Raw genomic sequence first — 13,393 nt, 5'->3', positions numbered from 1 at the left:
ATTGCAGGATTGTCAACAGACTGAACTGATTCGCAGATACATCGGCCATCAAAGCGGCCATGACGGATTACAGACATGACCGCTAAACAGCCACACCTCAACAGACAAGACATATAGTGCAGAACTACCAATAGGAAGGCTATGACTGAATCGTCGATAAAAACAAATCTCTATGTCATTATTTTCGGAACGCATACACGGGCAGGTAAAGTGTTTGACCTCTGTCTGATTGCGACAATTGTGAGTTCCTTATTGGTTTTGATTCTGGAGTCAATTCCGGAAATCAATGCGCAATGGCACCAACAACTCCGTTACTTTGAGTACGGTTTCACTTTGCTATTCACCGTGGAATACCTCGTCCGGCTCTATTGCTCACCTCATCCCAAAGCCTATGCGAAAAGTTTTTACGGGATTGTCGATTTACTCGCTATCCTACCCACTTACCTCTCGTTACTCTTTCCTACCATTTCATTTATGGCTGTGGTCCGACTGATTCGAGTGATGAGAATTTTCAGAATTCTCAAGCTGGTTCGTTATCTGCAAGATTCCAATATTCTGATGCGCTCACTCCTCATGGCCCGTCGGAAAATTTTCATCTTCTTCAGTTCCGTTTTAATACTGGTGACGATTTTCGGGGTGCTGATTTATGTAATTGAGGGGCCGGAACATGGATTCTCAAGTATTCCAAAGTGTATCTATTGGGCTATCGTCACAATTACAACAGTCGGATATGGTGATCTGGTGCCTCAGACGCCGCTTGGTCAGGGACTCGCTTCACTCACCATGCTATTGGGTTACTCAATTATCGCCGTTCCGACAGGCATTATTACCGCAGAACTGAGTAAAGAAATGAATATTCATCGCCAATTGGTCAAATGCCCGAACTGCTCTCGAACCGGGCATGATAGTGACGCGCTTTTTTGTAAACACTGCGGCAGCCAGTTAGCCGACCCGGATAAACGTGTTGTTTCAGGAAAGACACCATAGTTGTTCAAAGAAAAAGATTGCTCAGAGAAAAAAGGCGACTCGATAAAAAAGATTATTCCGATAAAAAAAGAGTGCACAACGTGCACTCTTTCTCAATATGACAACAAGACGTAATGATGATTACAATCTCTATTTTTCGTTCAGAATGATGCGTAAAGTACGACGCAATGGCTCTGCTGCGCCCCACAGTAGCTGATCACCGACAGTAAATGCATTGAGGAAGTCATCCCCCATCGACATTTTACGTAAACGACCCACAGGAACAGATAACGTCCCTGTCACTTTGGTCGGCGTCAGTTCCTGAGCAGTGATATCGCGATCATTTGGAATCACTTTCACCCAATCATTATGAGAGGCGATAATCTCTTCGATTTCGTCCATTGGCACGTTTTGCTTTAATTTAATCGTCAGCGCCTGCGAATGGCAACGCATTGCACCGATACGCACGCAAGTGCCGTCAATCGGGATCGGAGAACCTTGCAGATTGAGAATTTTGTTTGCTTCAGCGCCGGCTTTCCATTCTTCTTTACTCTGTCCGTTGTCACGTTTTACATCAATCCATGGGATCAATGAACCGGCCAGAGGTGCACCGAAGTTATCACGCGGGAAAGAACTTGAACGCATCGTTTCCACGACCTTGCGGTCAATATCAAGGATAGAACTAGCCGGATTAGCCAGCTCAGAGCTGACACAATCGTTAATCACGCCCATCTGAGAAATCAGCTCACGCATATTCTGCGCCCCGGCACCGGATGCAGCCTGATAGGTCATGGCACTCATCCACTCGACCAGACCTTTCTCAAACAGTCCGCCTAAGCCCATCAGCATCAGGCTCACGGTACAGTTTCCACCGACGTAGGTCTTGGTTCCGGCATGAATTGACTGTTGGATCTGTTTCAAGTTGACCGGATCAAGCGTAATGATAGAATCTTCAGCCATCCGTAATGTCGATGCTGCATCAATCCAGTAACCCTTCCAACCGGCATTTCTGAGCTGCGGATAAACTTTCTCGGTGTATCCACCGCCCTGACATGTAATGATGGCATCCAACTGTTTTAAGCTTTCAACATCATAAGCATCCTGCAGTAACCCGGCATCTTTCCCGTAATCAGGGGCCGCGATACCAACTTGTGAAGTGCTGTAAAATACAGGTTCGATATGATTGAAGTCACCTTCTTCAACCATCCGCTGCATCAGTACAGAACCGACCATACCACGCCACCCGACTAAACCTACTCTCATTGCACAAACTCTCCATGTGTTTCTGATTCAAATCTAATCCAACATCTATAAGCGGTTCAGAAAAAAATCTCAAGTTCAATTTGGAATTACCCATAAGTTTTTCAACTTAATTGCCAGCGACAGCACCACTTTCTTCGTATAAAAAATCAATAATATCAGATAAGTAAAACAAGACAGCACCCAAACCAAGGTGCTTCATATTTTTTAAGTGAGTATATCAACGATTATTTTTTGTCAGCTGATCACGTAAGTTAGGCGGTGTGCCTTTGATAGTCAGCGTATCCGATTCAGGATCATAAAAGACTCGCTCACCCAGTAACAAACTATCGAAGCTCAGATTTAACCCACCACCGGAACCTACATATTTTGTCAGCTTGCGCACTGTTGACCGATCAGCCGGGAAACTCTCTTCCAGCTCATAACCGTGACTTTGGGCGTAATCCCATAAAGTCGTTCCGTTAGTATCATCCGGCAACTCTTTCGATAAATCCTTCAACTGGACTTCATCGCCTGATTTAATCTGTTCATTACAGTAGTCGTAGACCTGCTTTTTGTAAGTAATTGTTTCATCTTTTTCAAACTGCGCATCACTACAAAAATCGTCCACGGCTTGCATCAATACTAAATTTTGCTGTTTTGAATCCAGCCCAACATCAGCCTGCAGAAAGTCGAGAAAAAAGTCAGCAACTTTGCGCCCGACCCGCCCCTTAATATAAGTCAGGTAACGATTAGAATCCGGATCAGACTGATACAGCGAGAGATCGATGCGTGCTGCAATATCCATTTGTCGGATATCGAGATAATCCGTCGCACTGATATCTAATCCTTCCGTAATTTTCAGGCTCTGTTTCATGGGTAAGAGCCCAATGAATAGGTATTGTGTAGCCAGTGACTGATACTCAGCCATCACCAGGATTCCTTCGTCAGCAAAAGGGTATTTCATCAGTTCATTTTTGAGTTTTCTGACACTGGACTGTGAGAAATCATAAAAATTTAAGCTTCCACTTTTAAGCTCACGCAACCAATTTTGGAACTCACTGTCTGATTGAAAACAGCCAAACCCTTTAGAAGGCTTTGCACTAAAAACACGGTGCAATTCAGCCACCAGATTTTCCGTTGAAGCATTGTTTTCTAAAGACTGGGAGCGATAGTTAACAACCAGTTCATCCGATTCATTTTTCAGTAACTGGTGTAGTATTACATTGGAGAGATCAAGACTCATAGCGAATTTATCATCGTTGTAGTTTCAGTTGACAGGTATAGTAGGTTATCATAAGCCGTTTTTACTATCATCGTTAGAGTCTATATGCCCATTACATCAAAATATAGTGATCAACAAATTGAAACGATCCTGACTGAAATTGCTGCCGTTTTTGATAAACATGATGCGTCTCCGGATCTGGTTCTGATGATCGCCGGAAATATCGCAACGAATGTTTTGAATCAAAACGTTGCTGAGAGTCAAAGAAAAGCCATTGCTGAGAAATTCGCTCAAGCATTGATATCTTCAATCGACAGTACGATTCACTAACAAAGAACGGATAAAACGAAAAGAACATGGTAGAGAGTGAAAACACCTACGGAGAGCGGGTATCCCGCTTAGTTGGCTGGGGACACTGGTTTGCGTTTTTTAACATTATCGCAGCCATGCTGATCGGTACACGTTACATATCCCAGTCCCCATGGCCAGAAACATTGTTGGGACAATTTTATTTGGCTGTTTCATGGGTCGGGCATTTTGGTTTTCTCGTTTTTGCGCTCTACCTGTTGGTGCTGTTTCCACTGACTTTCCTTGTCCCCTCCCGCAAGTTATTCAGGTTTCTTGCCGTCTGTTTTGCAACGGTCGGACTCACCGTCCTGCTGATCGACACGCAGTTGTATTTCAAACTCAATCTCCATTTAACCCCTGTGGTCTGGGAAGTGCTTTTTAGCGATAATTCCAAAACGACAACCAATGACCTTCAGCATTTGTTTGTGTTGTTACCGCTGATTTTTGCCATGGAGATCGGTTTATCCGAATGGGTATGGAGAAAGCAGAGACGCTTGTCGCATAAGCACATTGGCCGGCCGCTGGCGACGATTTTCTTTATCAGTTTTATTACCAGTCACCTGATCTATGTTTGGTCTGATGCTTCTTTGTATACACCGGTCACCAGCCAAAAATCGAATTTCCCACTGTCCTATCCGATGACGGCAAAATCGTTTATGGAAAGACATGGGCTGTTTAACCGGGACGAATATCTCAAGCGCCTGCACGAGACACAGACCCACAAATCCGTACTGGTGAACTATCCGTTAGAGCCAATCAAATTTGACCGCCGGATTAACCCACTCAATATTCTGGTCGTGAGCGTCAACAACTTACGAGCCGATATGCTCAGCAAAAAATATATGCCGCTGACGACAACTTTTGCCAAAGAGAATCTGAACTTCAGCAATCATTACAGTTCCAGTAATGACATGTTCGGTATTTTCGGACTATTCTATGGCCTGCCCAGCAGCTATGCATCGAGTATAAAGGTCCAAGGCACACTGCCGGTTCTGCTCGATACACTCGAAGAGCAGAAATATCATTTCGGTCTCTTCAGCGGTAATAACTTCAGCGATCCGCTCTATGCAGAAACTGTGTTCAGAGGGCTACCGTTAAACCACACCTCATTTACCAAAGACGCCAGCCGAGATGAACAAACCATTGACGCGTGGTCAAAATGGGTCACCAATCAGTCAGGCCGTTGGTTCAGCTATTTAGAGCTGACTACCGTGCAAGAGTTTGATGCACCGGACAATTCATTCGGTAAATCGACACAAGATAAACTCAAAAATAATTATGAACTGTCGGTTGAAGCGGCAGACCATGAGCTGGGACAACTGATTAAGAAAGCCTATGAGATGGGATTAATGGACTCAACGATTGTGGTCATTACCTCCAATCACGGCACTGAGTTTAATGAGACCAACACTAATAGTTGGGGCTCGAATACCAACTACAGTCAGTATCAGCTTAAAGTGCCGATGATTATCCATTGGCCGGGCAAAGTAGCGGCCGAATATCCCCAGCGCACCAGTCACCTCGATTTTTCAGTGACACTGTTGCAAGATTTACTCGGTGTCTCTTCAAATCCGAATGATTACAGTAGTGGTCAGAACTTGTTTGACGAAAACAAAAGACGTTGGATTTTAGCCGGAGATGCCCGAGAATTAGCTCTAGTGACCAATAAGCAAACAACAGTCATTGATAAGTTTGGTAATTTCAAAGTATTTGATAACAATTACCATCGATTGCCAGATACCAATCCAACGCTACCAGTGCTCATGCAAGGGTTGACCGAACTGAAACGGTTCTACAGCAAAGACAATTAAATCAACCTATTGCTTGACTCGTTTTATGAAAGGCGTTAGATTACACCCCATCGGACTGTAGCGCAGCTTGGTAGCGCACCGTCATGGGGTGTCGGGGGTCGGAGGTTCAAATCCTCTCAGTCCGACCATACACCTAAAGGGAAGTTTTCTTATGAAGACTTCCCTTTTTCTATTCAGTTAAGTATAAGAAAATTGCCTTCACTGATAAAATTTTAACCAAAGTCGCATAATACTGATAAAAATCAATTTGAAGACTTTACAAGTAAAGTAATCATGGTTATGATTTTTGCACTTAATGGAGAGATGGCTGAGTGGTTGAAAGCACCGGTCTTGAAAACCGGCGATGGTTAATAGCTATCCTAGGGTTCAAATCCCTATCTCTCCGCCACATTAATGCTTGAAAGGTAAGGCTTTTTTAGTCTTACCTTTTTTGCTTTTTGGCGTTTATAACTTTCAATTTTTAGCTAAAAATGTAGTTGTTAGCGTTAGTTAGTTTTAGCATTTTCCAGAACTCATATCAAGAAATCCCCTCTATGCGTTTCTAAGCGTTTTTTGAAAGTGTTTGAGCATTGGCTCAAATGCTTAAAGAAAGTTGCTTAGAATGGCATCTACACGCTCTTTATTCTTAAATCTTATAGAGTTTTCATTTGTCCAATTTGAATGGTATAAGTTGTATATATAAAGTAATTAAAACAGAGGCTTATATGGACAATGGTGAAAAGAAACTTTCAAGTCTTTTTGATGGAAGAACAATCTTCAACATCCCCGAGTATCAAAGGGCTTATGCGTGGGGTAACTCACAACTACAAGACTTTGTTGAAGATATTGAAAATCAAAAGATAGATAGAAGTTACTTTCTTGGCACAGTGTTATTTGAAGAAAAGGGGCAAGAAAAAAACTATAAATTAATAGATATAGTCGATGGTCAACAAAGAATTACGACTATTATCATTTTTATGACTGTACTTATTGAACTATTAAGAAATCATACAAATGATGAAGATGAATTAGATGATATAGATCTTTTGTTTGAAACTTACGTTAAATATAAAAGCCAATTTAAGTTAAGAGCTTTAGATGAAGATAATGATTTTTTTCATAGCTATATATTAAGCGACAACTGTGGGAAAGATTATATTAGAACACCTGCACAAAGAAGATTATATAAAGCTAAAACGTTTTTTCATGACTATCTATCTGACAAGTCAAAAGAACAACTCTTAATTATTAAAAATAAGGTAGATGAAAACTCAAGAGTCTTGGTATATTCTGTTCAAGACACTGCTGAAGCTACATTAATATTTGAAACAACTAATGATCGAGGTAAAGGTTTAACTAACCTTGAGAAAATAAAAAGTTTTTTAATGTATAAAAGTTATATTTCATCAGAAGAAACACCAGAAGATTTACTTAATTCTATTCGCTCACGATTTAGCGATATATATAAAGAATATGAAAAATATGAGTCTAAAATTGCTGAGGATTCAATTTTACAATATCACTTTATAGCACATAACAAATGGAATGCCAAAGAATATCAACAATATGTATCTAAAGTCAAATCAACGATCAATAAATTCATAGTAAATAAAAACAATGACAAAGCTTTACACTTTATTGATAAATACTCAGTAGAATTAAAAGAAAGTTTTTTAACAGTTCACGATATTCTCAAGTCAAAAATTCCTGAGCTTAGAGATATTTTTATTCTATCTAGAACTGGTAATTTCTGGCCTTTATTAATTAAGACATATAAATTAGATAAGACAGAGAACAAAAGTAACTTTATAAATATAGTTAAATTACTAGAAAAATATAGCTTCCGAGTTTATGCTGTAAATCAAAATAGAGGTAATACTGGACAGTCAAAACTATATTCATTTGCTAGAGATTTTGATGGTGATTATCAGGAACTTGAAAATAAACTAAAAGATATTATCCGCTCCTATAGTAGCGACAAAATGTTTATCTCAAATATGTCTGATGAATGGATTTATGATTGGATGGCAACAAGGGATCTGTCATACTTTTTCTGGAAATATGAAAATCACCTAAGAACGACAAAACAACCTAAGTCATCTCCAATGTCAGAGGATGAGTTTATTACTAAAGATTCTAAATTTAAATTATCAATTGAACATATCGCAAGTCAAACACCAAATAAATTAATTGTAAAAGATTCTAAAATACTTCCAGAAGTAGATGAAGAATTTGAAGAAGAGTTTCTACATTGCTTAGGCAATTTGACTATTGATCCACAGAGTTCTAATTCTAGTAAAGGTAATAAAATCTTTGAATCTAAGAATGAAAAATATTTCATACGAGCACCATTTAAAACACAAAATGAACTAGATAGTTTTGTTATTGATAATAAATGGTCTAGAGAATCAATTTCTGTTAGAAAACAGAAATTGATTGATTTCGCCTTAAGTTATTGGAATATTGATTAATTAAAATTAATTATATAGAGAAGAAATGTTAAATAAATCTTCTCTATATAATACCCACTCTTTGATCATTTAATCAACTCTATTAAAATATTTCTTCTATACATATATGTGAGCAAAGCGAGAATGAACAAAGTGAATGGGTGAGGCAGTGCCGAACGGGTCTGGGGTGTCCCCAGCCGTCGGAGACCTCACACACTGCGCAGCGGTGTTTTAGTGAGCTAAAACACCCCTCGATTTTCAATCTCGAATTGTTTGCTCTTGAAATACCTTAAAAATATGTTTTATTGAATATATAGATTGAGGTAAAAATATGAGTGGAAAAAAATATGTAGCTAATAATACTAAATATTACAATGATAGTAATATGTCCGAAATAGCCCATGTAATACGTTCTATGTTAAAAAATAAGAACGCATTTGAAGACTTAACAAAAAACAATTTTGGTTTTACTTTTGATAATGAAGATCTTAATTTAGTTCAAAATTATCAATTGAAATTAGCTGAAGCAAAAAAACAAAATCCAAGTGCTATTCAAAAAAAATCAAATACTTTTATAGATTCTGTTCTAGTTTTTGATCATCAATTAATGTTTGATTTATTAAATAGTGAAGATGAAAAAAAACAAGTAGAACAATCTATAAAAGATTATATGTTGGATTTTAAAGATAAATACGGGTTTGAGCCAATCGGTTTTCAATTTCATCTAGATGAAGGAACTTTCTTCACTGAAAAACAATTTAATGAATTAGAAGATGAAGAATTGAAAAAAAGACTCGTTAAAACAAAAAATGAAGATGGAGAAGAAGGATATTTAAAGCAAAATATGCACGCCCAAGCAATTTTCTTAAATTTCAACAAAGAAACAGGAACAACCTGTTTAAGAAAAATGAGAAAAAAAGACTGGTCCGACTGTCAAGATTTACTTCATAAGCATTTTGAAAAATATGGTTTTGACCGTGGAGAACCTAAACAACATCAAAGTAAATATCATAAAAATAAAGATGAATATTTAAAAAAATTACAAGTTGAAATAGAAAAAAATGAAGAACTAAAAAAAGATTTTGATAAATTAAAATATGAATATTCAGATATATTAGATGAAATAATAATAGAAGGAACAGAAAGAGAACTTATTGATAAAGAATTGGAAAATTATAATAATTTGCAAGTTTTAGCCAAAACATCACTTAAAGCCTTGTTTAGCAACACTCCTTTTAAAAATATAGTTAAATACATAGAAAAAAAAGAACAAAAAGTATTTAAGTATATCAAGAAAAAAGGATCTGAACTTTTGGAGTTGTTAGATATAAAACCAAGCGATTTTTTACCAAAACCCAAGCAAAAATTAGAGGTTGAAGAAAATCAACCAGAACCGCAGCCAGAGGCTGCTCAAAGTCCTGAACCTGAGCCAGAACCGGAAGTATTGACAGTTTTGGAACAGATCGAGGCGAAGAGGGAAGAAACAAAAGAAAGACTTGAAACAATGAGCATCGAAGAGAAAAAAGCCGAAGTAAAAAAACAAAATCAAAAACGCAAATATGGTAAAAGGGCAAAGAATTAAATTGCGGCGAAAAAAATATTGAATAGTCTTTTTTATTCAATATTTCTTTTTTGTCTATTCTTTTAATATTCTTCAATATCATCAATTTCATATTCAATCACTTCAAGACTATCTTTTATTTCTTCTATTTCCTCAATGCTTGAAGAAATAAAACAAATTAAATCAAGATCTAATAAGTGATAAGGTTCATCAATGTTAAAATTGATTTTACTTAATTTTTCCTTAAATTCTTGTACATAATGATCCATTTTTTCAAAATCAGCATCTGGTGTTATATTGGTAAAACAAAAATCACCGCTAGAAACACCATAAAAACTTTTTCTGTCTAGGAAAAAATCAGGATTTGTATAAATAAAGCTTTGATATTGAATTTTTTCATTACTAAACTGTATAAATGCTAATTTTTTAGAATGAAAATCTTTAAAATCATTAAAATAATCCTCTTTATATAAATGAAAATCTTTCTCTTCAAACTTATCTTTTAAAATATATTTAAGAACATTTTTAAAAGCTTTTTCAGCATCATTTTTATATTTATAGTAAGTTATATATATGCCATTCATTATTTTTCTCCTATTACTTTGTTGTTATTTCTTTTGAATATTTTCTTTTTATTTGTGATGATTGCTCATCAAAATTAAGATACATTGTCGCTTTAAATTTCGCTTTCCAAAGATTCTTATCCCCTTGTGTCCACACAAAAAAAGCATTTATAGCATAGACATTCATATTTCCATTTTTGAAAATCTCAATAAAATTTCTTTTTTCAAGGGTTTTTATATGTTTTGAAAGTGTTTGTCGTGATAATTTAAATAGTTTTTCAAGTGTTGCCATTGATATACAAATAGCATTTGTGTTATCCATTTCTGATATTAGAAACTCTAATATTGAATTAGCTAAAGGCTCTTCTCTTGCTAACAAAACTTTATTTTTGTAATTTTCTCTATTAAACGCATAAAATAACGCTGATTTTTGAGATGCTGTATATTCGCTTGTTTCTTCATTAACTTTCAAATCTACCAAGCATTCTTGACCGTCTTCCCTTGTTGTTGTGTATTTTGTATTTGATTTAATATTTAATTCATCAGTCATAATTTATTCCTTTTTATTAATTTGTTTAGTTGTATATTAATTAATAAAACATAAATAAATTATTTGTCAACACGTAAACCAATATTTACTTTAATGTCAAATCAACATTAATTTAAAAAATTAGCTAAAAATAAGGATTTTTTATAAATAATATTGGTAGGGGTTTACATTGATTTTTGGCGTAGTTAAGCGAAAAAACCGATTTTTTTGTTATACCCCCTTTACATTAATGGTAAGTCTAGGCTTTACATAGGTATAAAATAAAACCTTATTTTAAGCCATTTTTTATTTACCTTTATATATGGTCTTATTTATAGGTAATTACGAGTAAAAATTTTTTACGAGTGTTTGAGCGGTAGCGAGTAAAATTTTCCTTGTTCGACTTGTCGAAAAATCGAGGGTTCGGCTCGATTTGAAAATTTGGGTAGGTATTACGTGGGGGGCTGGTCTCCCCTACACCCCCCAATAGCCCAAGGGCTTAACTGTTTAAGATATTTTTAAAGATTTATTAAATTGTCATTCTGGACGATGTTTTTACTATTTCAGCTTTTATATCGCAAAATTAAAAATCTTGCAAAAAACAGCTATTTTTTATTTCAAGCGTTCTAACAATCCAGCTAAATCTTTTCTAGAACTTGCTTTATCATATTTTTGTTCGTTTTGATCGTCATTATATCCAATGAATGATAGTTTATCTTTTAATAGTATTTCTCTAGCTTTTTGAGTCATAACAGATACATGAGAATAATGTTTCTCGATCATTGTTATACTTGTTCCTGCATTTTCAGCGATCAACGCCAGAGGCACATCATTTTCAATTGATCTAGTTATATAGCTATGTCTCAAACTGTAAAGTGTTAGTTCTTTAGCCTTAGGCAATACCTCTGCCTCTTTGAGTTCATCAACCCATTTTTTAAAGATCCTATCATAAGTGGGTTTATCACTAAATTTTGTAGAAAAAATAGTTTCATTTGGTTTTTTATTGATAAGATAAGTTATGACTTTTCTCTTATCCATTCCTCTCAATAAATCGCTGTATTTTTCTTGTGCTGCGTGGTGAATGCAATCCTCTGAAAATAGATCAAAAATAACATTGCGATTATTTTTCTCATAGTTTTTAGTTTTACCATCTCTAATAACACAATATAGATCGCCAAAACTTGTATAATCTAGATCTGACCATTTAATACCCAATGCTTCAAATCCAGCTCTAACACCAGAATGAAATAAAAAAGAACTGTAAAACACTGTCATTTTTTGAGTGTGAATTCCTTTGCCATGAGCTTTTGAAACTTGATTCATAGCATAGACAAAATAACTAGCAAATTCTTGATAAGTAAAATGATCTCTTCTGGTCTGTTTTTGTTTTTCAACTTTGATTTTTTTTAAATCAACGATCTGATCTTTGGTGATTAATTTCTTTTCAAAGGATCGATCAAAAATTTGAGTAAAACAGAATCTTGTTGCAACTAATTGAGTATTCGAAAAAGCGGGTTGTTCTTGAAAGTAGGATCTTACTTGTCCAATATCTAAAGCAGATGGTCGAAGCTTTTCATGATAAAATTCTTTAATTTTTTTAAAGATCCTAATGTGTGTGGCATGTCTTCCATCACGGTTTTTTTCTCTTACTTTGTCTTGTGCTGATTCATATTCTTTTATCAATAGATCGATAATCTTATGAACGGTTAGGCGTTGGTTTGGCTGTTGGATCGGTAAATCACGCTCCAACATCATCTTGTTAAACTGATATTCAGCCTTGGCCTTGGCAATAGCTTCATCAAGATCAGACGTTTTAAGTGAGAATTGGCGTTTTGGGTATCCTTCAAATTTAATATAAACGCTAAAATTTTTGCTCTGTGGTAGTTTTCGGATCGACAATCCGTTGTGGATCTTTATGCTTTTTATGCTCATTTCATAACTCTCAAAGTTGTTAGTTTTATTGTTAGCCGCTAACTACCACATTTAACTAACTGAAAATTATATGAAATATTTGAAATAAAGTCTAACTTGAAAACCGGCGATGGTTAATAGCTATCCTAGGGTTCAAATCCCTATCTCTCCGCCACATTCAAGCCCTTGATTTATCAAGGGCTTTTCTCGTTTTAAGACGATCAAATGTCACCTAATACAAGTAGGTGATACATATGTATTTGATTAAATTGAGCAATAACGTGTTTTATACACGTATTTCCACTCCAGCTACTCTGCAAACTTCTCTGGGTTATCCAAGAGAGATTCGCCTGACCTGCTCCCCTAAATCTAGTCCAGCCTATACTTAGTAATGTTCATCCAACCAAGGAGATGATGAACATAGAAAAGTGTAAATTGGACTAAATAAAGAAGGAGGGAAGCAGCTCACTTATAACAGTGAAGCGAAACTATCTCAAAAAATAGAACAATAGGAAGCCGATCCATGACGCAATTAATAACACCCAAGGTAGTGGTGATACCTTTGTTTCAATCTTGGTTTCTACTAATGTCACTTGCTCATCGTCTTGGCGTCTAGCCTTTGACTTCGCTTCTTGCTTTTTAGCTTTGTCGGCAGCTCTTGCCTTAGCTTTTTGTTGTTTCTTGTAAAGAGCAATACCTTTTTCAATACCTTGAGCGATACGTTGTGTCTCCGCTTTCTTTTGACCAGGAAGCTGTGTAGCTCTAGCGATATCCATCGCCTCTTCCTTCGTTTTTTGTGAGGGTTCTACTG

The 13,393-nt window shown here is 36.2% G+C and carries 11 protein-coding genes and 2 tRNA genes; 7 read left to right on the top strand and 6 right to left on the bottom strand.

Features of this window, described 5'->3' with window-relative positions; genetic code table 11:
- Nucleotides 1–141: 141 nt before the first annotated feature.
- The gene (locus AC55NX_RS14020; RefSeq protein ID WP_496996314.1) at nucleotides 142–987 is read left to right on the top strand and encodes an ion transporter; all 846 of its coding nucleotides are present in this window, start codon (nucleotides 142–144) and stop codon (nucleotides 985–987) included.
- A gap of 129 nt (nucleotides 988–1,116) precedes the next feature.
- On the opposite strand, the gene asd is transcribed toward AC55NX_RS14020, so the two are convergent.
- Together asd and yejK are read right to left on the bottom strand one after the other, a co-directional pair.
- Complete coding sequence (asd, locus tag AC55NX_RS14015) at nucleotides 1,117–2,229, bottom strand: aspartate-semialdehyde dehydrogenase (RefSeq protein ID WP_496996313.1); 1,113 nt, start codon at nucleotides 2,227–2,229, stop codon at nucleotides 1,117–1,119.
- Between the two features lie 217 nt (nucleotides 2,230–2,446).
- A complete protein-coding gene (gene yejK, locus AC55NX_RS14010) occupies nucleotides 2,447–3,451 on the bottom strand; it encodes a nucleoid-associated protein YejK (RefSeq protein WP_496996312.1) in 1,005 nt (334 codons plus the stop codon).
- Between the two features lie 84 nt (nucleotides 3,452–3,535).
- Here yejK and AC55NX_RS14005 point away from each other — a divergent pair, with 84 nt between their 5' ends.
- From AC55NX_RS14005 to AC55NX_RS13980, 6 genes are all read left to right on the top strand, one after another.
- The gene (locus AC55NX_RS14005) at nucleotides 3,536–3,760 is read left to right on the top strand and encodes a YejL family protein (protein ID WP_021019522.1); all 225 of its coding nucleotides are present in this window, start codon (nucleotides 3,536–3,538) and stop codon (nucleotides 3,758–3,760) included.
- A 26-nt stretch (nucleotides 3,761–3,786) separates the two neighbouring features.
- On the top strand, nucleotides 3,787–5,589 hold the full coding sequence (locus AC55NX_RS14000; RefSeq protein WP_496996311.1) for a DUF3413 domain-containing protein: 1,803 nt from the start codon (nucleotides 3,787–3,789) through the stop codon (nucleotides 5,587–5,589).
- Nucleotides 5,590–5,640: 51 nt separating this feature from the next.
- Nucleotides 5,641–5,717: transfer RNA gene (locus tag AC55NX_RS13995), tRNA-Pro, on the top strand.
- A gap of 169 nt (nucleotides 5,718–5,886) precedes the next feature.
- Nucleotides 5,887–5,977, top strand: a tRNA-Ser gene (locus tag AC55NX_RS13990).
- A 316-nt stretch (nucleotides 5,978–6,293) separates the two neighbouring features.
- Nucleotides 6,294–8,039 (top strand): DUF262 domain-containing protein, encoded by a 1,746-nt coding sequence (locus tag AC55NX_RS13985; protein WP_496996310.1) that lies wholly within the window; start codon nucleotides 6,294–6,296, stop codon nucleotides 8,037–8,039.
- 310 nt (nucleotides 8,040–8,349) lie between these two features.
- Nucleotides 8,350–9,600 carry a hypothetical protein gene (locus tag AC55NX_RS13980; RefSeq protein WP_496996309.1) on the top strand — a complete coding sequence of 417 codons (1,251 nt, stop codon included), beginning with the start codon at nucleotides 8,350–8,352 and terminating at the stop codon, nucleotides 9,598–9,600.
- A gap of 62 nt (nucleotides 9,601–9,662) precedes the next feature.
- Here AC55NX_RS13980 and AC55NX_RS13975 read toward each other — a convergent pair whose 3' ends face one another.
- From AC55NX_RS13975 to AC55NX_RS13960, 4 genes are all read right to left on the bottom strand, one after another.
- Nucleotides 9,663–10,163, bottom strand: a complete 501-nt coding sequence (locus AC55NX_RS13975; protein ID WP_496996308.1) for a hypothetical protein — start codon at nucleotides 10,161–10,163, stop codon at nucleotides 9,663–9,665.
- Between the two features lie 13 nt (nucleotides 10,164–10,176).
- Nucleotides 10,177–10,692: a hypothetical protein gene (locus AC55NX_RS13970; protein ID WP_496996307.1), complete on the bottom strand. Its 516-nt coding sequence runs from the start codon at nucleotides 10,690–10,692 to the stop codon at nucleotides 10,177–10,179.
- 591 nt (nucleotides 10,693–11,283) lie between these two features.
- Nucleotides 11,284–12,603: a tyrosine-type recombinase/integrase gene (locus AC55NX_RS13965; RefSeq protein WP_496996306.1), complete on the bottom strand. Its 1,320-nt coding sequence runs from the start codon at nucleotides 12,601–12,603 to the stop codon at nucleotides 11,284–11,286.
- 467 nt (nucleotides 12,604–13,070) lie between these two features.
- A partial coding sequence (locus tag AC55NX_RS13960) for a DUF2956 family protein (RefSeq protein WP_496996305.1) occupies nucleotides 13,071–13,393 on the bottom strand: 323 nt, incomplete at its 5' end.

It is taken from the genome of Vibrio rubrogenes, from assembly GCF_059641415.1.
This window is presented reverse-complemented; position numbering and strand designations above follow the sequence as displayed.

Excerpts from the sequence above, each read along its gene's own strand:
- AC55NX_RS14020 (WP_496996314.1), top strand. The coding sequence starts at position 142 with ATGACTGAATCGTCGATAAAAACAAATCTCTATGTCATTATTTTCGGA.
- asd (WP_496996313.1), bottom strand. The coding sequence starts at position 2,229 with ATGAGAGTAGGTTTAGTCGGGTGGCGTGGTATGGTCGGTTCTGTACTG.
- yejK (WP_496996312.1), bottom strand. The coding sequence starts at position 3,451 with ATGAGTCTTGATCTCTCCAATGTAATACTACACCAGTTACTGAAAAAT.
- AC55NX_RS14005 (WP_021019522.1), top strand. The coding sequence starts at position 3,536 with ATGCCCATTACATCAAAATATAGTGATCAACAAATTGAAACGATCCTG.
- AC55NX_RS14000 (WP_496996311.1), top strand. The coding sequence starts at position 3,787 with ATGGTAGAGAGTGAAAACACCTACGGAGAGCGGGTATCCCGCTTAGTT.
- AC55NX_RS13985 (WP_496996310.1), top strand. The coding sequence starts at position 6,294 with ATGGACAATGGTGAAAAGAAACTTTCAAGTCTTTTTGATGGAAGAACA.
- AC55NX_RS13980 (WP_496996309.1), top strand. The coding sequence starts at position 8,350 with ATGAGTGGAAAAAAATATGTAGCTAATAATACTAAATATTACAATGAT.
- AC55NX_RS13975 (WP_496996308.1), bottom strand. The coding sequence starts at position 10,163 with ATGAATGGCATATATATAACTTACTATAAATATAAAAATGATGCTGAA.
- AC55NX_RS13970 (WP_496996307.1), bottom strand. The coding sequence starts at position 10,692 with ATGACTGATGAATTAAATATTAAATCAAATACAAAATACACAACAACA.
- AC55NX_RS13965 (WP_496996306.1), bottom strand. The coding sequence starts at position 12,603 with ATGAGCATAAAAAGCATAAAGATCCACAACGGATTGTCGATCCGAAAA.